Source organism: Paracrocinitomix mangrovi (assembly GCF_019740355.2).
GTDB lineage: Bacteria > Bacteroidota > Bacteroidia > Flavobacteriales_D > Crocinitomicaceae > Paracrocinitomix > Paracrocinitomix mangrovi.
The window spans coordinates 1570117-1591712 of sequence record NZ_CP091819.1; the positions used below are offsets into that span (position 1 = coordinate 1570117).

Annotated in this window: 24 protein-coding genes; 7 read left to right on the top strand and 17 right to left on the bottom strand. The window is 33.6% G+C overall.

Going from position 1 to position 21596, the window contains the following annotated elements; all coding sequences use genetic code 11:
- The first annotated feature begins 1 nt into the window (after position 1).
- Complete coding sequence (locus K6119_RS07010; protein ID WP_221837317.1) at positions 2–925, top strand: PorP/SprF family type IX secretion system membrane protein; 924 nt, start codon at positions 2–4, stop codon at positions 923–925.
- Between the two features lie 57 nt (positions 926–982).
- Here the strand turns inward: K6119_RS07010 and dnaJ are convergent, their stop codons facing one another.
- The 3 genes from dnaJ to lnt form a co-directional block, all read right to left on the bottom strand.
- Positions 983–2113, bottom strand: a complete 1131-nt coding sequence (gene dnaJ, locus K6119_RS07015) for a molecular chaperone DnaJ (RefSeq protein ID WP_221837320.1) — start codon at positions 2111–2113, stop codon at positions 983–985.
- Positions 2114–2127: 14 nt separating this feature from the next.
- Complete coding sequence (locus K6119_RS07020) at positions 2128–2682, bottom strand: nucleotide exchange factor GrpE (RefSeq protein WP_237828121.1); 555 nt, start codon at positions 2680–2682, stop codon at positions 2128–2130.
- Between the two features lie 126 nt (positions 2683–2808).
- The gene (gene lnt, locus K6119_RS07025) at positions 2809–4434 is read right to left on the bottom strand and encodes an apolipoprotein N-acyltransferase (protein ID WP_221837323.1); all 1626 of its coding nucleotides are present in this window, start codon (positions 4432–4434) and stop codon (positions 2809–2811) included.
- A 123-nt stretch (positions 4435–4557) separates the two neighbouring features.
- On the opposite strand from lnt, the gene K6119_RS07030 reads away from it, so the two are divergent.
- The gene (locus tag K6119_RS07030; protein ID WP_221837326.1) at positions 4558–5670 is read left to right on the top strand and encodes an acyltransferase family protein; all 1113 of its coding nucleotides are present in this window, start codon (positions 4558–4560) and stop codon (positions 5668–5670) included.
- On the opposite strand, the gene K6119_RS07035 is transcribed toward K6119_RS07030, so the two are convergent.
- The 3 genes from K6119_RS07035 to K6119_RS07045 form a co-directional block, all read right to left on the bottom strand.
- The gene (locus tag K6119_RS07035) at positions 5657–7582 is read right to left on the bottom strand and encodes an ABC-F family ATP-binding cassette domain-containing protein (RefSeq protein WP_221837329.1); all 1926 of its coding nucleotides are present in this window, start codon (positions 7580–7582) and stop codon (positions 5657–5659) included. The genes K6119_RS07030 and K6119_RS07035 overlap by 14 nt on opposite strands.
- A gap of 38 nt (positions 7583–7620) precedes the next feature.
- Positions 7621–8655, bottom strand: a complete 1035-nt coding sequence (gene porN, locus K6119_RS07040) for a type IX secretion system ring subunit PorN/GldN (protein WP_221837331.1) — start codon at positions 8653–8655, stop codon at positions 7621–7623.
- Between the two features lie 82 nt (positions 8656–8737).
- Positions 8738–10447, bottom strand: a complete 1710-nt coding sequence (locus tag K6119_RS07045) for a GldM family protein (RefSeq protein ID WP_221837334.1) — start codon at positions 10445–10447, stop codon at positions 8738–8740.
- 253 nt (positions 10448–10700) lie between these two features.
- Here K6119_RS07045 and K6119_RS07050 point away from each other — a divergent pair, with 253 nt between their 5' ends.
- Entirely contained in the window at positions 10701–11096 is a 396-nt protein-coding gene (locus K6119_RS07050; RefSeq protein WP_237828122.1) for a hypothetical protein, read from the top strand.
- A gap of 64 nt (positions 11097–11160) precedes the next feature.
- Here K6119_RS07050 and K6119_RS07055 read toward each other — a convergent pair whose 3' ends face one another.
- The 7 genes from K6119_RS07055 to K6119_RS07090 form a co-directional block, all read right to left on the bottom strand.
- The gene (locus tag K6119_RS07055) at positions 11161–11340 is read right to left on the bottom strand and encodes a hypothetical protein (protein WP_237828123.1); all 180 of its coding nucleotides are present in this window, start codon (positions 11338–11340) and stop codon (positions 11161–11163) included.
- 70 nt (positions 11341–11410) lie between these two features.
- Entirely contained in the window at positions 11411–11749 is a 339-nt protein-coding gene (locus tag K6119_RS19455; RefSeq protein WP_336246118.1) for a transposase, read from the bottom strand.
- A gap of 115 nt (positions 11750–11864) precedes the next feature.
- Positions 11865–12380 (bottom strand): hypothetical protein, encoded by a 516-nt coding sequence (locus K6119_RS07065; protein WP_221837340.1) that lies wholly within the window; start codon positions 12378–12380, stop codon positions 11865–11867.
- A 94-nt stretch (positions 12381–12474) separates the two neighbouring features.
- Positions 12475–13059 (bottom strand): REP-associated tyrosine transposase, encoded by a 585-nt coding sequence (locus tag K6119_RS19460; protein ID WP_336246119.1) that lies wholly within the window; start codon positions 13057–13059, stop codon positions 12475–12477.
- A 58-nt stretch (positions 13060–13117) separates the two neighbouring features.
- Complete coding sequence (locus tag K6119_RS07080; protein ID WP_221837343.1) at positions 13118–13675, bottom strand: hypothetical protein; 558 nt, start codon at positions 13673–13675, stop codon at positions 13118–13120.
- 309 nt (positions 13676–13984) lie between these two features.
- Complete coding sequence (locus K6119_RS07085; RefSeq protein WP_221837346.1) at positions 13985–14410, bottom strand: hypothetical protein; 426 nt, start codon at positions 14408–14410, stop codon at positions 13985–13987.
- Positions 14411–14499: 89 nt separating this feature from the next.
- On the bottom strand, positions 14500–14952 hold the full coding sequence (locus tag K6119_RS07090; RefSeq protein WP_221837348.1) for a hypothetical protein: 453 nt from the start codon (positions 14950–14952) through the stop codon (positions 14500–14502).
- A 119-nt stretch (positions 14953–15071) separates the two neighbouring features.
- On the opposite strand from K6119_RS07090, the gene K6119_RS07095 reads away from it, so the two are divergent.
- From K6119_RS07095 to K6119_RS07110, 4 genes are all read left to right on the top strand, one after another.
- Positions 15072–15668 (top strand): hypothetical protein, encoded by a 597-nt coding sequence (locus K6119_RS07095; protein WP_221837351.1) that lies wholly within the window; start codon positions 15072–15074, stop codon positions 15666–15668.
- Between the two features lie 80 nt (positions 15669–15748).
- The gene (locus tag K6119_RS07100; protein ID WP_221837353.1) at positions 15749–16285 is read left to right on the top strand and encodes a hypothetical protein; all 537 of its coding nucleotides are present in this window, start codon (positions 15749–15751) and stop codon (positions 16283–16285) included.
- A 340-nt stretch (positions 16286–16625) separates the two neighbouring features.
- Positions 16626–17339 (top strand): hypothetical protein, encoded by a 714-nt coding sequence (locus K6119_RS07105; RefSeq protein WP_221837357.1) that lies wholly within the window; start codon positions 16626–16628, stop codon positions 17337–17339.
- A 165-nt stretch (positions 17340–17504) separates the two neighbouring features.
- A complete protein-coding gene (locus K6119_RS07110; RefSeq protein WP_221837360.1) occupies positions 17505–17918 on the top strand; it encodes a hypothetical protein in 414 nt (137 codons plus the stop codon).
- Between the two features lie 129 nt (positions 17919–18047).
- Here K6119_RS07110 and K6119_RS07115 read toward each other — a convergent pair whose 3' ends face one another.
- The 4 genes from K6119_RS07115 to porM form a co-directional block, all read right to left on the bottom strand.
- Positions 18048–18485 (bottom strand): hypothetical protein, encoded by a 438-nt coding sequence (locus K6119_RS07115; RefSeq protein ID WP_221837363.1) that lies wholly within the window; start codon positions 18483–18485, stop codon positions 18048–18050.
- Positions 18486–18549: 64 nt separating this feature from the next.
- A complete protein-coding gene (locus K6119_RS07120; RefSeq protein WP_221837366.1) occupies positions 18550–18693 on the bottom strand; it encodes a hypothetical protein in 144 nt (47 codons plus the stop codon).
- Positions 18694–18807: 114 nt separating this feature from the next.
- Positions 18808–19842 carry a type IX secretion system ring subunit PorN/GldN gene (porN, locus tag K6119_RS07125; protein ID WP_221837369.1) on the bottom strand — a complete coding sequence of 345 codons (1035 nt, stop codon included), beginning with the start codon at positions 19840–19842 and terminating at the stop codon, positions 18808–18810.
- 21 nt (positions 19843–19863) lie between these two features.
- Positions 19864–21591 (bottom strand): type IX secretion system motor protein PorM/GldM, encoded by a 1728-nt coding sequence (porM, locus tag K6119_RS07130; RefSeq protein ID WP_221837374.1) that lies wholly within the window; start codon positions 21589–21591, stop codon positions 19864–19866.
- Positions 21592–21596: the final 5 nt, after the last annotated feature.

The following is a 21596-nucleotide window of genomic DNA, read 5'->3' on the forward strand; positions in this document are numbered from 1 at the left end:
GATGAAAAATTTAAGCGTAATTACAGCATTGTTCATGGCTTCATTTGGCTTTGGACAAAGTAGATTTCACATGACTCAATACATGATGCATCAACCGTTCATTAACCCTTCTAGCATGGGGATGTATGATAACATGAATGGATCTGTATTCTACAAAAATCAGTGGACAGGATTTGACGGTGCTCCACAATTGATTGGGTTCAATTTCAACTCTCCTGTTGGAGGTTTAAACAATAGATTAGGATTTACAGTAATCAACGATAGAATTGGCGTCAATAACAACACAGAATTATCTGCAGCTTATGCATATACGCTAAAGCTAAGTAACAAGGCAAATCTATCTTTTGGTGTATCGGCTACATTGAGATTATCACAAAGTGATTATGCAGAAGTAGAAACCATCATTACTGATCCTGAATTTCAAGCAAATACACCAACCCTGGCAATGCCTAACTTTAAGTTTGGTTCATATTTCAGAACCAAGAAGTTTTATGTTGGATTTGCCTTGCCAAATCTGTTGAAGAACACCATTGAATATGACAATGAATTCTCGGGCTCTACATCATTTGATTTCTCTGACTGGCATTTTTACTTGCACAGTGGATATTCTTGGGAGATTAGTGACAAGTTTGACCTGAACTCATCTTTGTTATTCAAACATGTATCAGGTGCTCCTTTCCAACTGGATTTAAGCACTATGTTCGTTGTGAAAAAACGATTTGGATTTGGATTAAACTATCGAACTTCAAATGACCTGGCTGCAATGTTGAGATTCAGAATTAATCCAATGTTAGAAATGGGATATTCATATGATTACAGTTTTAGCGCTTTGAAAAACTATTCAAGCGGAAGTCATGAAATCATGTTGATATTTGACATTTACAGTAAGGAAAATAAACCTGAAAATGCAATGCCTAGATATTAAGAGGCATCAAAATAATGAAACAAAAAAGGAGCATTTTAACATGCTCCTTTTTTAATTTTATCCTGCAAAGAAATCCTTCATTTTACTAAAGAATCCTTGTTCCTTCTTGCCAGGTTTAGGCTTGAAGTTGTCAGATTCTCCGAGTTTTTCCAGAATATCTTTTTCATCTGAACTAAGTTTTTTAGGTGTCCACACATTGATATGAACAAATAAATCTCCCGTTCCATAACCATGAACACTTGGTAATCCTTTACCTTTTAATCGCAACATTTTACCACTTTGCGTACCCGGTTCAATTTTAATTTTTGCTCTTCCTTCAACCAGTGGAACTTCCATACTGTTTCCTAAAGCCGCATCCACAAAAGACACATATGCCTCAAAATGCAGGTTTGATCCATCTCTTTGAAGTGTATCATTTTTTTCTTCCTCAATCACTACAAGTAAGTCTCCCGGAACACCGTCAAAAGGACCGGCATTACCTTTTCCACCTACTTTCAATTGCATTCCATCTTCAACACCTGCAGGGATGTTAATCTCTACAGTTTCTTCTTGTCTTTTAAGACCTTGAGCATCTACCCCTGAAGGGCGTTTGCTAATAATTTTACCGGTACCTCTACAAGTTTGACAAGTGCTTTGCGTTTGCATTGCACCAAGCATGGTTTGAGTTACTCTAATTACTCTTCCTTGCCCTTTACAAGTGCTACAAGTATTATAGGTTACACCTTCTGCATTGACCAGCTTATTAACCTTAATCTTCTTTTTAACTCCGGTAGCAACTTCTTTCAAAGTCAATTTGATCTTGATTCTAAGATCTGAACCTCTGGCAACTCTTTGACCTCTTCCGCCTCCAAAGCCACCTCTGCTCCCACCACCAAAAGCGCCACCAAAAATATCACCAAACTGATCGAAGATATCATCCATATTCATTCCTCCGAATCCACCTCCGCCACCGGCAGCACCGCTCACACCCTGATGACCAAACTGATCATATCTTGATCTTTTATCAGGATCAGACAAAATTTCATAGGCTTCAGCAGCTTCTTTGAACTTTTCTTCAGCTTCTTTATCGTCAGGATTTCTATCCGGGTGATACTTTAATGCAATTTTACGGTAAGCTTTTTTGATCTCCTTTTCATCAGAAGATTTGCTTACGCCCAAAACATCATAATAATCTCTTTTGTTACTCATCTTCTAGTATACGCTTATTGTCCTACTACTACTTTAGCATATCTTAAAACATGCCCTTTCAAGTTGTATCCTCTTTCAATTACGTCAACAACTTTACCCTTCATATCATCAGAGACCGGAATTTGAGTAATTGCCTCATGCTTATCTGCATCAAACACATCTCCCTTAGCCTCCATTGGCTCCAATCCTTTCGCTTCTAACTTATGCTTTAACTTATGTTGAATCAGTTTAAAACCTTCTCTTAAAGCTTCAGGATCTGAAATATTCTCATTGTTGGCAATTGCTCTTTCAAAATCATCTAACACTTCCAACAATTCTTTAATTACATCACCACTGGCACTGCCAATGATATCAGCTTTTTCTTTTATAGTTCTCTTTCTGAAATTGTCAAAATCCGAATACAATCTCAAATACTTATCGTTTAACTCTTTGTATTGTGCTTCCAATGAATTGTCTGATTTATTTTCGGATTGCTCAGAATTTTCATCTGAATTTTGCGTGTGCTCTTCTTGAGCATTTACATTCTCTTGTTCGTCTATTTCGTCTGTTTTATCTTTCTTTCTAGCCATTCCAAAAATATTTTAATTACACATTGTCAAAAAGGTTGCCAATTAAGGTATTAGGACATTGTGTCACAAAATGTCATAATTCACCAAATTTAGGCCTGCAAATTTGTCAATAATAAAGGGAGTAAGCTACTTTCTTGTGAAATATTTATCTACGAATTCCACTTTTTTGAGTCTTGTCATTAACCCAAATAAAACCATGGCAATAGACAAGAAAGATGATAATCTACCAATTACACTCTCGTATTTTGTAAAAAAAGTAAACTCTTCATTTTTATTGATTGATTCAGACAAAGTTCCGTATTCATTCCATCCCAATTCTGAAATTATCTCTCCTCTTTGATCAATAAAACATGAAATTCCTGTGTTAGCAGATCTAGCAACAGACCTTCTGTTTTCTATTGCTCTAATTTGTGAAAACATTCTGTGTTGCTTGTATCCCGGAGTATCTCTCCACCAACCATCATTGGTAATCACACAAATAATTCCCGCACCTTTTCTAACAAAACGACTAGTTAGGTCACCATAAACGGATTCGTAACAAATAAGCGGTGCAAAATCTACTCCTTTAGCTTCAAAATTAATTGGCTCCTCACCTATTCCAAGCAAACCGCTTGTTCCTCCTAATTCCACTGAGTACTCAGCTAAAAATGGAAACATATCTAAAAATGGAAGCTTTTCACCTCCAAGTACCAATTCCGATTTATGGTAAATCTGCAATGGCATATCTGACTGTACCAGCAAAGCAGTATTATAATTTTCCTGACAATTACCATTTCCTAAATCCCTACAAGCTATACCTCTTTCTCCTTCAAACAATTTATAGGTATCTGCCCCTATTATCCATGGAATATCTCCATGTGTTTTTATAAATTCTTTTACCGCTAAAATATGTGGATGAAATTCTAAATTTTCTTCATTTTTTGACCATGGAATAGCCGTTTCAGGCAGCACCACAATATCTGTTTGATCATTAATGGCACTTTCTGCAGCACTGAACATTTTAGCCAATTGTGTTTCAACCGGAGTGTAAAATTTCTCTGTATGCGCTTCTACATTTGGTTGAACAATTACAATGTTTACCGGATTTTCCTCTTCTTCATAGTTATAATAAATGATTAAACTACTTACAATTGGAATGACAATGCTTAACCCAAGGAACAAGATATTTGGCGTTTGTATTTTCAAGCTCTCCTTCTTGAAAAAGACATTTCTGATAATAATGTAAACAACAATATTTACGATTAAAATCCACATGCTTCCACCTGCTACACCGGAATATTCATACCATTGAATTAGTTTAGGAGATGTGCCAAAAACATGTCCAATATTCAACCATGGCCAAGATAATTCCCAATAATAATGAACGTGTTCAAAGCCTAGCCAAAGCACAAAAAATGAAAACAATCCTCTATTATCTTCTAATTGGCGACTTAAAAAACCAAACAATCCCATTACAAATGCCATAAGTAAAGCATTGGCAAAAACGGCCATATACATACCCTCTTCAGATGCATAATAAATCCACCAGACAGTGATTGCATTGAATATCAAAAAGGTTAAATAGTTTAATCCAAAACGAATTAAAATTCTTCCTTTTCGCTTGTTTTCATTCAGTTGATGATTGATAATCAACAATGGAACAAAAGCTATAAACATCAAAGGAAAAACACCTCCGGTAAAAGGAAAACCAACACCTAACATCAAACCCGAAAGGATTGACAAGATTAAAAGGTGAATGATTTTTAGTTTCATGACCCCAAATTTAATGAATAGAATGGCAGCAGGATTGATTTTTTGTTAATTCAATTAAAAGTGTTACCAAATTAGATATTTATGTAACCAGAACTCAACAAAATCAGTATAATCATCCAGCTAATGAGTACAAATAAACGCTTACTATACAAAGATTTAGATGCATTGAGATTCTTTGCATTTGTACCGATATATATTTCATGTGTACTCTTTGCCGTTGATACAAAAGAAAATACTTTTATCTCTGACATAGCAGGAATCAGTGGTTATATCGCTCAAAATAGTATAGATTTTTTCTTTTTCCTTTCTTCATTTTTGATTACCGCGCAAGGACTCAGAGAATACAAGTACACCAAAAGATTTTCAGTAAAGTACTTTTTTATTCGAAGATTAATTAGGATGCTTCCTTTAATGGGACTACTTATTATTTTTGGTTTTATCATTCATCCTTGGATTCACACTACATTGAAATTAACACCGATTAATTTCCCTTCTATAAAATACTTTTTGCTGATGACTCCCAATTATGGAGGAGTGGAAATTTCAGAGCATTTTATATATCTGGGAGTCTTGATAACACTGTATATGTTTATGCAATTCTACCTGGTATGGGGACTTGTTTTAAAATTCTTTTCACAGCAAATTAAATATATCGCTTATGGTTTGATAGGGATAGGAATTGCAGCAAGATTGTATCACATACTTTTAAATGAACCTTATGTTTTTGACACTTTAAGCATGGGGATTCCCATAGGAATTGGTGCTTTAATAGCAAACACTGCCCGAAAAGAACCAAGATTGGTGGATATTATCAAGCAAGTTGAAAAAAGCACCCTTTTAATCGTATACGGTATTGGAATTGTAAGTATTCTAGTAGGTTATTTGTTTCTTGCGAACACGTATTTTTCAGTGATCGTACCGATTATCACTTCATTTTTCTTTGGTTTTGTTGTATTGGAACAAACCTATTGTAAGCACTCCTACATAAAATTCAGAAGGAATAAATTGCTCAGTAGACTTGGAAAAATAAGCTATGGATTAATTGTTTATAGCTCGATCTGTATTGTACTTTGCGTGATTTCTGTCTTGTCCTTGAGTGTAGAATTAAACTCACTTCCAATACAATTAATCATTGGGGCTGTTAGTTTTTTAATTGCGTGGCTAATGGCGGATATCAGCTACAATTATTTTGAGCGCCCAATTTTGAGTATTAAATCAGATTTTAAGAGGATTTAAGCTGCTCTAATTCATCAGCAGAATTTTCCCAAATTGACATTTGTTCATTCAGTTTTTCCTGCAATTCTTTTAGCGTATTAGCAGTTTCTCTGTAACTAGTATCTTCACTGTAACCGGCAGCTTCTAATTCAGCTGTTTTTAAAGCTATTTCAGCTTCTAAAATCTCAATTTCAATTTCTGCACTTTTGATGGCACTTTCTAATTTTCTCAACTGAGCCTTTTCTTCTTTTGTCGCCTGGTAATCTTGTTTTGTTTCAGATTTCTCAGTTACAATTTCCTTTGCAGGATTACTGTTTTTTATTTCTTCTCCGTCAAACCTTTTCAAGAATTCGTTGACTCCGAAATAATGTGTTTTGATGCTTGTTGGATGAATCTCCCAAATCATATTACTCAAACCATCTAAAAAATCACGGTCGTGAGAAACCAGCAACAAAGTTCCTTCATATTGCTTCAAAGCATCCTTTAATATCTCTTTACTTTGAATATCTAGGTGATTGGTAGGCTCATCCATGATGAGTAGATTAAAATCTGCAAACAACAATTTACAAATCGCTAACCTTGTACGTTCTCCCCCCGATAATACTTTTACATACTTATCTACATCCTCACCACTGAAAAGAAAAGCACCTAAAATAGATCTGATGTCCTTACGTTTTTCTCCCTTGGCAATGGCGTCAATTGTTTCAAATACAGTTTTTTCAGGATCAAGTGTTTCGGCTGAATCCTGAGCAAAGTAACCGATAGAAACATTGTGACCGTATTCAACCTCTCCGTCAAAATCAATTGATTTAGTAATACACTTAATCAAGGTTGATTTACCTACTCCATTTGGCCCCAACAAAGCAATCTTTTCTCCCCTACTCAACAATACATCCAAATTGGAAAAGATCTTTTTGTCTCCGTATGTTTTTGATAATTTTTTAATATCCAAAACTCTCTTTCCTGAAGGGTTGGAGAGTGTAAATTTCACATTAAAAGCGGCTCTTTCAATATTGTCAATTTCAATGCGATCAACTTTTTCTAATTTCTTGATCAAACTCTGAGCAAACGAGGCTTTACTAGCTTTTGCTCTGTATTTATCAATTAATTGTTCTGTTCTTTTAATCTCTCTGTCTTGATTCTTTTTAGCCTGCATTACTCGCTCCATCTCCTCTGCATGCAATACTAAATACTTAGAGTAATTACACTTATAATCATACAATCTTTGATTCGCAATTTCAATTGTACGATTGGTAACATTATCTAAAAAACGTCTGTCGTGAGAAATTAACACCAATCCTCCTTTGAAGTTTTTTAAATAATTCTCCAGCCATTGAATAGACACAATATCCAAGTGGTTTGTAGGCTCATCTATTAGTAAAACATCCGGATTGTTCACCAAAAGTTTTGCTAACTCCACTCTCATCTGCCAACCTCCACTAAAACTTCCTATGGCATTATCAATTTCATCTCTCTTAAAACCTAACCCTTTCAACACCTGCTCAATCTTTTCATCTAAAGAAAAAGCATCCAAAACAGTTAAGCGATCATTCAATTCTGTAACCTCTTCAATCAATGATGCATACTCATCAGATTCGTAGTCTGTACGAGTGGTTAACTCACTGTTTACAAAATCCAATCTGTCTTGTAATTTGGCTACTTCTTCATTGGATTTTTGAATATAGGCACGAACACTTATGTCCTTTGGAATTTCAATATCCTGTGTCAGATATCCTAATGTGATACCTTTTTCATGAGCCACAGTACCTGCTGAGGGTTGAATTCTTTTGGAAATAATCCCCAACAAGGTTGATTTACCAACCCCATTTTTTCCGGTTAATCCAATTTTATCACCTCTATCAATAAATAATGAGATGTCTTTGTATAAATACCCCTGAGGTAAATGATATGATAAAGCGCCGATTGTAACCATAAATCGGCGCAAAGTTAAGAACTAAATATGTCATCTGATTAAAAACTCCATAAGTTATGTTCCATATTGGAAATTTTCTCCTCAATTCTTTCAGATTCAAGCAATGCTTCTTGCCCTGCATTGTATTCATTAATGAATCTATCATAAATGTTAGACTCCTTAATTACATAGCTCTGGAACATTCTTTTTTGAAACAAATCATCAAATGACATTCTTTGAGCATCATTGTGACGATTTTGAACAAAAAAGTTCTGAAGTTTATACTTTGCTTGTGGATAATACACCCAAAACAGCTCTTTCATTCCTATAATATTTCCATCAGGATCTTTTTCATAAACACAAGGTGCAATTCCTATAATTCTCGGCTCAACAATTGATCTTTCCTTATCAAAAAACCAATCTTCCTTGATGTGATATTGGACGATATCTTCAGATTTATACCAAAAATATTCTCTGGGATAGTAAACCACTTCTCCTCTAGTATTCATTGAATCTATGGTTGGATCGAGCACACACTTTACAACAACTCTTGGCGAGAAAAAGTCTGTGTATCCAAAATACCCTTCTTTAATAAAGTCTCTGTAAACAGAATCTGTGTAAAAATTCCCTTTGATAGATGAACCATATTGCTCTGCTGTAATTGGATATTTGAATTGATCTCCATCTTTCCAATCAACCCAATCCGGATTATAGGGAGAGTACATAGTGATGTCTCCTTTGAGAATAAAATGTAACAACACTGTCCAAAGGCTCCAACGCGTGCTATTTTTTTTCCAGTTCCATTCACCCACCATTTCATCTCCAGGTTGAATATCATCTAAAGGATAGTATAAAGTATGATTCATTTTTTGCCTTAAATCAATGGCTCTCCATACTCTTTTGCTCCACATCACATCCCTTTCACTTACACTTTCATAAACCAGGGGTTTCTTAGTAGGAATATGTTCTTGAATATAAACTCCATCCAGAACTCCGGGTGCAGGAGTATTGATGGGTCCGTTAATGTCATTGCTTTGTGCTAGGCTCAATTGACAAGATGTCGCCAAAAGAGCTGAAAAAATCAGTCTTCTCATAAAATTCGTTTTGGGTCTGCCATGAGGCAGTGTTCGTATTACTTTTCAAAACAAATAACGAGAAGACTGACTGTGGTTACTATTAACGTTTTACTTTAAAGCTAAAAGACTCTCTTTTGGTTATTCCAGAAGGATCTCTATATGATACTTCTCCTGAAATGGTTTTTCCTCTACATTGATTTAATATGCTACCTGCATCTGAACTAATTCTTCCACCAGGTAAGATCTTTTTAGCTCCACCTACTCCTTCAACTCGTATCTCACCTCCAGTAATATCAAACTTAACACCGGTAAGGGTAATGGATTCGTCATAAGCCAATCGGACTTGTGAAAAATTCTTTCCTTGAACGTATTGAATATCTGAACCATTAATTGCACCATCAATGGTTAGTTCAGGTCCGGGTAACGGAACACATTTAAATTCAAATGAACCTAAACTGGTGGTTGTACCATCCTCATTTCTACCCACTACTCCAATGGTTGCTCTTCTGGTTCCTCTTTCTACCTTAGCAAGCATTTTTCCATTTTTGCGCTCAATTCTGCATCCGGATGTAGAAACTGAAATGTTTTCAGATGGAAAACCGGAACCGGTAGCTTCGATAACGTTGTCATATCCCCAATAAAGCACACGCATTTCAGGCTGAGCAACAACTCCCATTGGTTGACCTACGGTATAATTAAATTCCCATGGCCTCCAGGTTCTGTCACCTCTTTCATTTACACCAATAACACCCTTCACTCTATGTTCACCCGGAGATTGACCCGATAAACTTAAGCCTCCTTTTGTTTCTTTCCATCTTTCAGGAATTGTGTCTCCATCAATACCGTATTTGATTACTGCAATGTCATTGGTATCATAGGCTGCGATCATCACTCTTAAACCCAATGAATCACCTTGATTAATATATGCCGTTTGTGCAATTGGCATTGGTTCAATTTTATTAAAATCAAACATTGGTGCATCAATCTTGGAAACAAAATAAGCAGCTGCCATTGACTCAGCATTTTTAACATCTAATTTTAAGGATGTAAACATTGCTGCAGCAGCAACTATTGGCGCGTGATCAAACATTACAGATACCCATGGCATCAACTCCTCCTCTCCATGCGAATACAATTTTTCAGGAATGGTTAGTGTTTTATACATCTGAGATATTTTAGATGTATCCACTGGATTTGCTGTTTTAAAAGCATCTGCTAAACCACTTGAATTTTCTGGAGCTGTAAAGCTATAATCCTTACCTCCGTATTTATATGTTCCCATTGAAGAAGTGACTGCATTTCTGTATGCATGGATCCTATTGATTAAATCCAAACCTCTATCATTAGGTTCATTAGGATTACCTCCAACAAACATATTAGTGGGGATATCATAATTATCCATTGATTGGATATCATCTAATGGTCTTAATTGGGTAATGTTTCCATTTTCATCTCTGTTTTCAACCCAATCTTCACCTTCTGCGGTGTAGATCATGTCATTGCATTCTCCTAATAAAAATCCAATTAATTCAGCTGTTTGATCTCTCATTTCATACGCCTTCTGCTCCCAGAACAACACTTCAGTTAGATCACCTTCAAGGGCTTGAACTGCAGCTTTTTTTTGTCCTATTTGACTATAAGCATCTTTGGCTTTGATATCAATGATTTCGGCACTGTTATCCAGTTTATTATTTAGTGTTACAAATGCCGCAACTATTTGCTTTGCTACATTTAATGCAAGCAGAGCAGTTAAGACGAGGTACATCATACCAATCATCTTTTGTCTAGGGGTTTCTTTTCCTCCTGCCATAATTTTAGGTTTTAATTGCTGCGACGGCCATCACAATCTGGTTTCTAAACCTTAAATGACAGTTAAAAGAAAAAGTAACAAAGCTTTGTAATTGGTTGATTTAGAGTGTTTTGAGGAATAGTAATTATAAAAGAGAATCTCCTTAAAGTTGAGGGAAAATGTCTAAATTTCAGGGAAAACGATAATTTTAGGTGGTTATTTGCCTTAGAAGCAGGGGCTTTACATCAATAGATTTTTATTCAATAATTCATTAATGATGAAAAGACAAAAAATATACTTATTGTTTCTATTTACAATATTTGGTTGCGGTCCTGAGAAAAATTCTTCTTTTTTTTCAACTGAACAAAATGACACAATTAAATTATTTTGGGAATTTAAGCATATAAAAACTATTGTTGACACTAAAACTGAGGAGTCAATATTTTTACCAATTGACAGTAGCTTGAACTCGGCTGAAATAGACTCATTAATACCTATTTTGGAATTTTATCGGCTTAACTATAAAATAACTATAGATAGCATAGTTTTAATTTCTAAAGGATATGATGGTATTTATAGTTATGAGGACATGTTAATATATGACACTGAGCTGCGCAATAAAATTCAATGTACATACTGCCCTAAATTATTAGAGTATACTAATAATTAATACGCCCCCCGCTCCGCAGTAGCTGTGCTGCTGCGTCTATTTCGTCAATCAAAAGCTGCTGCACTTACTTTGTTTCAATCAACATCCCGGGTAAACAAAATACTTTCTCAAGAATCCCATTACCGTCCCAATAGTTTGAAGCTGATGAATACACCCAATGCTCAGCTTTGGTCACAAATCCTTCTTCAACAGGGTTATTATGTATATAGTTAATCTTCTCCCAAACAAATTTTTCCGAATACAATTCGATTGCATGATTTCCCGATTTCCAAAATTTAATTTTCTCATTTTGAGAATAATTTGTTCCGTTCCTCTTAAAAAAAAAGTTCCATCATCCATTCACGCCTCGATTCGGGTTCATTTTGTATTTGAAACAATATTTGCTTTACAGTGTGTCTTTTAAAATCCCGAATTGTATTTTTCAACTCGAAAGGTTCATTGCAATTAACTATCAAATGTAAATGGTTTGTCATCAAACAATAGGCATAAACGTTCAATCCTTTGTGTTCAATACAATATCGTAGTGATTGAATGATTGCGTCTTTATGATTTTTTCTTGTAAATACATCTATCCATTCAACAATTGTTAAAGTAAGGTAATAAGAACCATTCTTTTTAATAGTATGTTTAACTCCCTGTTTGATAGAGTTAATTTAAGTAAAATGTTTAATATTGACCGCAGCAGCATAGCTACTGCGGAGCTGGGTGAATAAATATTGGCTTTTTTGGTTAATAGTTCATTTACATTAATCTTGAACATCAAAATTACTAGTTGAAGGAGATAGAATTCATGATTATTTCAAAAATATTTTCATAATTGCTATCATCACAATCTTCCCAAAATTGCCTAATTTGAATTACTTTATTTTGGTATTTGAAGAGAATTAAATTTCCAAGAACGGGAACATCAAGCCACATTTTTTTATATCGATAACGTTTTGCATTCAATCCAGAGATTTCTATATCTTCTATAAATAAAATCTTCACTTCTGAATTAATATTCATTTTTATTTGAGATTCAAAATACTCATTGGCATAATTTGAGATTGTTTTCTTTTTTTTATAAAGTTTAATGAACATATTCGCTGGAAAATTATTTGGACAAATAGTTTTATTTGGAATAGCTGAAACCCCGCCATTGCTGTATGGGATCACTTTCCATTTTCTAGGAATTGCAATTTTATAAAAGCCTGATGAATCATTGAAAACATTAAATGACGAGTCAATTTGACAAAATGTCACTAAGCAAATCACTTGAAATAGTAATAATAATTTAAGCTTCATAATTAAAGGTTACTCTCTTATTAATTCAATGATCCTCCCCACTCCGCAGTAGCTATGCTGCTGCGTCTATTTCGTCAATCAAAAGCTGCTGCGCTTACTTTGTTTCAATCAACATCCCGGGTAAACAAAATACTTTCTCAAGAATCCCATTACCATCCCAATAGTTTGAAGCTGATGAATATACCCAATGCTCAGCTTTGGTCACAAATCCTTCTTCAACAGGATTATTATGTATATAGTTAATCTTCTCCCAAACAAATTTTTCCGAATACAATTCGATTGCATGATTTCCCGATTTCCAAAATTTAATTTTCTCATTTTGAGAATAATTTGTTCCGTTCCTCTTAAAAAGTTCCATCATCCATTCACGTCTCGATTCGGGTTCATTTTGTATTTGAAACAATATTTGCTTTACTGTGTGTCTTTTAAAATCCCGAATAGTATTCTTCAACTCGAAAGGTTCATTGCAATTGACAACCAAATGTAAATGGTTTGTCATCAAACAATAGGCATAAACGTTCAATCCTTTGTGTTCAATACAATATCGTAGTGATTGAATGATTGCGTCTTTATGATTTTTTCTTGTAAATACATCTATCCATTCAACAATTGTTAAAGTAAGGTAATAAGAGCCATTCTTTTTAATAGTATGTTTAACTCCCTGCTTGATAGAGTTAATTTAAGTAAAATGTTTAATATTGACCGCAGCAGCACAGGAGCTGGTGAACATTGCTTCCTTACCATTCAGGACCATGATGAGCATGTCCCCAATGCAACCTTTTTTTTTCTCCAAATATATTAGAAAATCCACAAGTTGAAAAAACGGGAATTCTTAGCCCCATATTATGACCACTATTATAAAAACTGGCATCCTTGTTACTAGAAAAAGAGTATGAATATGTTATTTTGGCAAAACGTAAATCAAGAAAAACATTAGGTTTGATGTAATACATTATTTCAGAAATCTGGTAACCATAAGAAATTCCCGTAATGAATCCAAAAGATAAAAAACCAACATACAAATTTTGTCTTGTCTCAATGATCATTGAGTTTTTAAAAGGCGATACTCCAAGATTGACAGATTGCTCATAAAAGCCCATGCCATCAATAATGTCAACAGCTAGTATTCCTTCTAATCCTAAAAATCCAGTTCTAAGCTGCTCAAAACTGAAATCTAACTCAAAATCTTTTTCATACTCTACATCTCCTGTGACGCAACGATTGGAATCAATCATGTTTTGAGTATAACCCGTAAATGAAATTAAAAGCAACAATAATAATTTTAGTTTTTTCATAACAAATTTTAATGTTTCTTACTGCCTATCAAACATTTCAGAACCATTATTAATTTCATTTAAAAGCTTTTATCTTCTTGTTGCAAATAATCATCATATGCTCCATTTATTTCATCAACGATACGAAGCTGGGTTAATTTAGGTAAAATGTATTAATCATGGTTTTTTCAAAGCATCACAATTGTAGACCAATACTTGATTAAAGTGGGCTAATATAGAACAAGTGCAGAGATGTTACCGCAGCAGCACAGCTACTGCGGAGCGGGTGGTCGTAAAGCGGTAAAAAGCTAAAATCTAAGACTATTTTTATTAATAATAGAGTCCGCTTTTTTTCTTTTTAATTATTAAATCGAGACCATTTCTAGAAATGTGAAACTCAATAGTCATTTTATTCTTTAGGTATGCAGGATAAAAAGAAAAGTCTTTTTTGCCTATATAAATTTTAAACCAATAATTTCTTTTCCTGTTTAATTCGTATGTCATATTAAAGGCAATACCAGTTGAGTATTCAGTTGTTAACTCAGAATTATAAAGTAGAGTATCAATATCTCTGTTATTTCCTTGGTTATGTTGTATTAGTAATGAACAAATTGTATTCTTTAATTTTCCTGAGATGACAATGTTTACTTCTTTTGAAAATGATTCAAATGGAATAATTATTATTATAAGAACTGGAATTAGTTTAATTGCCAGATTTAATCGTTTCTTTTTCATTTGTTCCATCTTCATCTTCATTTCGATTTTCATGTTGAGTTTTAAATATTCACCCGCTCCGCAGCAGCACAGCTACTACGGAGCGAGGAGTAAAATTCCTAATATTTCGATTAAAAGTTTTTCAAATGCGTTTTCAAAGATTCAAATAAATCATCAATTTTTAACTTTCGCTCAACCGTACAATTATTATATACAATTTCTATATTATGATCTTTAAGTTTTCTCCAATAAAGATCAGTCCCTGATATGATACCTTTTTGATCTGTTATCCCTTCTTCAACAGATTTATCAAGTTCGATATACTTATTGTTGTCAGAACAACAAGAAAATAAAGCATTTGCAAAAATAAAGTTGATTCTAATGTAAGAAGTATCGTCTAAAAACGAAATCAAAAAAAGCTCTCCTTCATGATACGTCAAAGTGTCTACAAAAAAAGTATCAATTTCTAATTCAAAAGTTAAATCGTAAAATTCTTTATCAAATTTCCATGACTTGAGGTTTTCTTGGGAGAATGCACCAAAATTTAAAGTTCCTACTATTAACAATACCAACATATTTTTCATGTTCTTTTTATCTTTAAAGTGATTAGTATTCCACGTGGTTTAAGAATTAAATACTCACTCGTCAAAGATGAGCGCGAGCGATCTAAAAACAATTTAAATAAAAATTGAAAAAATAAATAATGAAGAATAGTTATTTTGTTGTTTTAATAGCATTAGTTATTTGTAATTCAATCTCTTATAGCCAAGAAGTATTAAAGATTGAAACAATCAGTTCAAGACATGTGACTTTTTCATTTGTTAATCAAAAGAAAGAGGATATATATTATTTTAACCCTGATGTTTATTTTTATGGGTTTTATAGAACAACTAAACAAAAATCCAAAATAGTCCATATTTTTAACGACAGAGCTATTCTCTTTAGTGATACGTTACAATTTTATTTACATCATTTTGACTTTTGGGATTCGATACCTGGCAGTAATCCAAATTTTGAGAATAGAAAAATGGATGGAATGTGGAAATTTAATAAATTATCCCCAGGTCAAAAATCAAATACCTGGAAAATAAAGTTTAATTGTAAAATTCCATATAAAACAATGATTTTAATATTTAGTTATAAAGAAAAAAACATTGTACACTGGATCAAATTGAGTATTGACAAGAGAATTCTATCAAAAAGTACCATCCAAAAAGAAATTAAACCTTTTTATTATAGAGATCACTTGAATGATAGGAATTTAGATTATTATGGCTCAGAAGGATTTGGATGTGAATAATCTGAGAAAATCTCACAAACTTTATTCATACTTCTTTGCTCGACATTAGCAGCATTACAGTTCATGATAATTAAATAATTATGAAAATAAAATATATTCCGCTTTATCTTACATTAACAGTCCTTTTTTGCTGTGCTAGACCTAGTGAGTATTGTCCTCACAAGTTTGATTTTGGATTTCATAATTTTGACTCCTCTTATTTTGAGAAAGATTTTATTGGTAAACATGAAAATGATACATTAATCATTTATAGCATGCATAATCCAATCATAAACACGTATGATATCGATAGCACCAATTTCTTTGGAGGCAGAAGCTGTCAAGTTGGTTTTAGATATGATTATTACTTAATCACTCCTAACAATAAGGAAGAATCTTTTAGTATTGAGTTTTGGGGAAATAATGATAATGATTCAACATATTTTTTTCAATTTTTTATTGCAGGTTGTTATGATTTGAAAAAAGAAGTTTACAATCTTAATGAAGCAAATGTCACGTTTAACATTCCTAATGAAAATAGGGGTCAATTATATATCAACAAAATCGAATTTGAAGAAGGAAAACTAAAAACTATATATTCAAGTGATTCAAAAATTTGGGAATTTCAAGTAGATTAAAGTTGAATATAGATGCAATAGAGCCTGATGATGCCACTTTAAAAAGGTAAAGTCTATTTTCAAAATGTCTGATGAAGATAATGGGTATTTCTTTTGGCTTATTGATGCGTATATTGCGAAAACTTAAATGTAGGAATAGATTTAGATGAAGAACAAAGGTGTTTAAATTCTAATTGCTTTGCTGGCTGTAAATTAATTACATACTTGTCACAGACGAGCGCAAGAGTTTTTTATAACGATAACGTTTTGCATTTAATCCAGAAATGTTTTGGAAGGCTATCTAAAAATAATTTAGAATAAAAAACTATAAAGGTATTCCGTATTTCTATTTTTAAAAATCATGAAAAATCACATATTCGGTTTAATTTATTTAATACTAGTTCTTTTATTTAATTCATGCTCTGAAAGTAAGATGAAATCAAAGCAGACTGAAAATAATATAGTTGATGAGTTATACGAAAACCAGAATTTAAGAGTTCAAATAAAATTTCTTAAAGAAAAGACTGCTATTGAAGTAAAAAAAGTTAATGAGCAGATTTTTGAAAATCAAAAATTAACTAATGAAAATAGAGTTACAAGATTAGGAGATTCCTTGATATTTGATTTTAGTAATAAGAGAAATCAAATATATATTAATGTGAATCGTACAGAACCGAAAATATATTGGGAAGATTTCATTTTTAAAGGTCAGATAGGAGATTCAAAATATTGGGAGATTCTTTACGGTCAGTATAATTGCTGCTCTTATTCGATTCTTTTGAACAGTGAGACAGGAGACACTTTAAATGCCATTGGATCTACTTTTAAATCACCATCAGGGAAATACTTACTGTCTTTAAGTTATAGTCCGAATGACAGTTTAATTTTTAATGGGTTTGAAATTTTCAAAAAATATTCACCAAACTATAAACGATTAGGTAGGTTTAGAACAACTAATTGGAGTCCATATGCATTTTCATGGAAAAATGATAATGAGTTAATACTTGAAACAAAAAACTCAAAAAATATTAAGGGTGAATTTCGTTATGCTAAGATGATAATTCAGGAGAAATAACATTTTTTAGTAGCAGTGCAATTTCTATAAGTAATGGGTATCACCTTAATAAAATATAATATGAAACATTCTTTAATAATCTACTTCGTGCTAATATCTTTTTATTCATTTAATCAGAAATTTGAACTAGTGTATGAAGACCAATTTCATACGATAGACACTGTAATGAAAGGAGGAAAAATAGATCATATAAATTATTATGATTATACAGAATTTGATAGTTCGTTTTTATCAAAAGTAGGACACAAATATTTTTATGAAAATGGTGTAATTAAAAATGAATGGTGGGTATCAAAAAAATTAAACTATAAGTATAGTGCATTTAGGGATACCAATGGGAATTTTTATCGTGAATCTCTCAAAATGGGTATTTATCTTATTGAGAGGGAATATTACTTGAATACAAGTAATATTCGTCAAATTATTAATTATAAGATGAAAATAAATTATAAAAAGCCAGAAAAATCAAGAATTATAAAACATGGATTTAGTTATTTTTATAATAGGGATGGTTCCATAGACAAAATTGAACTTTATAAAAATGGTCATTTAGTGAAAATTAAAGGACTTAAATATTAAACACTGAAGGGTAAGTAAATTTATAAATGGCGCTATTTCCTATTTGTTGCGGGCTATAAATCATTCCGGTTGTAAATGGCCATTGTAAAATCATTGTTCTGCAGTTGAATAGCGGCTTCAATAGAGCTACTACGGAGAGGGGTACAATAACATTACATCTGCTAATTCTTTGTTATCACTTTTTTTCTCCTTTGAATGAGGAACAGGAACCCATTTGCGCCTACCCACAGTTCTTCCATCACCACCGATAGAATAAATCTTCCCAGAATAAAAGCATACAGGAGTATAAGAATCCCTAGTGACAGATTCCACAACTAAAGAACAATCACATAACTTATCATAATAAAGGCTGTATGGAGTTTTTATTATCTCTTCATCCCAGTAATAGTTTATTTCTTGACCAGCTGCTGTTAAATCATATGATAAAATCATATGATTTATTTTGTTTATGAAATAGGCTGATCCATCACTAGTATCTGATTTGAGCTCTTGTGGTTTAAAAAATAACTGATCAACAATCTCAGAAAATAAAAGACTGTCTTTAATACTTTTTATATAATCGTTCAAAATTGGCTTACAATTAACTTCGCTTTGTTGTTCCGAAACATTTTGATCTTTCTCAGAACTGTTGTTACAAGATAGTAGAAAAATCCCAATCATTGTTATAAACGCTTTTTTTAACATACTCTAATTTCATGTTATTCAACAACTTGCCCCCTGCTAGCGGATCAATAGATTTCCAATCCATTGAAGAAGTAGCGGTAGTCAGTTCCATTTTTTTCCTATTTCTCAATATTCCTAATAAGGAACAGTTCTAATTTACAAAACACCTAGGCATAAAAAAAGCCTCCCGAAATTCGAGAGGCTTTCAATATTATCAAGTTGAACATTAGAAACTCCACAAGTCGTGTTCGAACTTAAAGATTTTATCTTTTATTCTTTCAGACTCTAACAAAGCTTCAACACCAGCTCTATAGTTTTGTAACTCTCTATCATAAAGATTTGACTCTTTAATGATGTAGCTGGTAAACATTCTCTTCCAGAACAAGTCATCAAATGACATTCTTTGAGAGTCGTTGTGTCTACTTTGTACATAGAAGTTTTGGAAGATGTATCTGCACTCTGGGAAATATAACCAGAACAGTTCTTTCAATCCAACAATGTTTCCATCAGCATCTTTCTCATAAGTTACCGGGCAAATTCCGATAATTCTTACATCTAATACTGATCTTTCATTGTCAAAGAACCAATCTTCTTTTACTCTGTACTGAACGATATCCTCAGAATTTAACCATGTGTACTCTCTTGGGTAGTAAACTACCTCTCCCAAGTCATTGATCGAATCCTCACCAGGATAAAGAATCGATTGTACGGCTACTAATCCTGAAGAATAATCTGTTGCTCCAAAGTATCCTTCTTTTAAGAAATCTCTAAACACTGTATCTGTATAGAAAGTTCCTCCAGGTTGTCCTAAACCGAACTTCTCAGATGTCAGTGGATATTTAAAAAGGTCACCATCTTTCCAATCTACCCATTCAGGATCCATTGGCGAATAAGCAGTTAAATCACCAGAAAGTACGTGATACTTGATGATTGTCCAAAGACTCCATCTAGTTGGATTTCTTTTCCAATCATTATCTCTGTACCATCCTGGCTTTGGTGCCATATCATCTAATGGATAGTGAAGTGGGTGATTAAATTTCTCTCTCAAATCAATAGCTCTCCATACTCTTTTACTCCAAGCGACATCAGCCTCTCTTACAAACTCGTAAGGAACTACTTTTTTAGTAGGAATATGTTCTCTAACATACACTCCATCCAAAACACCCGGCGCAGGATTAGCAATCGGTCCACGGATATCTCCCTGGGCATTTGCTATCATAGCTGCACACAACAACACGAAAGAAAAAATCAACCTTTTCATAATTCAACTTTTGTTTAAATACTATTTTACTTTAAACGCAAGGGCTCCAATACGTGTGATCCCATCAGGACCTTTGTATTTTACCTCCATTGCAACGTTTTTACCTTTTGACTGGTTCATCATTGATTTAGCTTTACCATCTAAGGCTCCACCTCTTTCAATATTACCAGCACCAGGAACACCTGCAACGATAACAGTACCTCCCATTACGGTGTAGTTTACACCTTGTAAAGGAGATGAAGGGTCTAACATTACTGTAACTCTACCTACGTTCTTAGCTTCAGTATAAGATGCATTTCCTCCAGATTCAATACTACCGAACTTAATTAAAGCTGGTGGCATAGGCTTACATTTGAAATCAAATTTACCTAAGCTTACTGAACCTCCATCTTCTTTCTTACCACTTACACTAATACTAGCTGTACGAGTTCCTCTTGATACTTTGGCGATATATGTACCACCACCAGCAGAAGATAATGAACATCCGCTACCAGAAAGTGAAACTTTATCTGCAGGGAAACCTGAAGCGGTTCCTTCTACTTTATTGTCATATCCCCAGTATAATACTCTCATCTCAGGTTGTGCTACAACACCCATTGGCTGTCCAACTGTATAGTTATACTCAAAGTTTTTCCAAGATAATTCACCTTTTTCTTTAACTCCGATTTGACCTTTGATTTTGTGCGGACCTGGTTTATCTCCAGGAAGCCCAATATCTCCAGTAACAGTCTTCCACGCATCCGAGTTTGCAGTGTCAGCGTCCATACCATAACGTATCTTCGAAACTTCGTTACTATCATATGCGGCAATTTTTACACTTAATGCCAAAGAATCACCCTGATTAATGTAACTAGAACGAGCAAACGCTAATGGTTCGATCTTATTAAAATTAAATGTTGGAGCGTCTACTTTACTCAACATGAAATCAGATGCCATTGCTTCGGCATTTTTGATGTCAAGTTTTAATGAAGTAAACATTGCAGCAGCTGCAACAATTGGCGCATGGTCAAAAGTAACAGATGGCCAAGGCATTTCACCTTCACCGTGCATTTCCAATTTCTCCGGCAACGTTAAAGCTGAGTAAACTTGTCTAATTTTTGATGTATCCTTTGGATTACACCCTTGTAAAGACGCCTCTAAACTTCCTGCAGCAGGATCAAATTTCCATTCGTTTTTACCTGAAGTATAGGTTCCCATTAATCCACATACAAGATCTCTATATTCATGAATTTTCTTCGGAATATTTAATCCTTTTTCTACTGGATTATGAGGATCTCCCCCCACAAATAAATTGGTTGGAACGTCATAGTTATCAAAGGAAGAAATTTCTTCTAATCCTTTTAAATTGGTAACAACTTTATGACTTTGACCGTCAGCTGTTGTAACGTCGATTTCTTTTTCAACCCAATCGATTCCATCAGCTTCAACAATCATTTCATTTGCTTCTCTCAACAAATAGTCGATAACTATATAAGTTTGCGCTTTCAATTCGTTGGCTGCACCCTCCCATTGGTCGAGTAATTTCATATCCCCTTTCGTTGCAACAAGTGCTGCACGTTTAGCATCAAAACCGTAGTATGTACCTTCGATTTTGTTGTTTATAATTTCAGCACTTGCATCTAACTTATTATTAAGCGTAATGAAGGCTGCAATCACTTGTTTAGAAACGTTAAGGGCAAGTAGAGCGGTAAGTACTAAGTACATCATACCGATCATCTTCTGTCTTGGGGTTTCTTTTCCTCCTGCCATGTCTT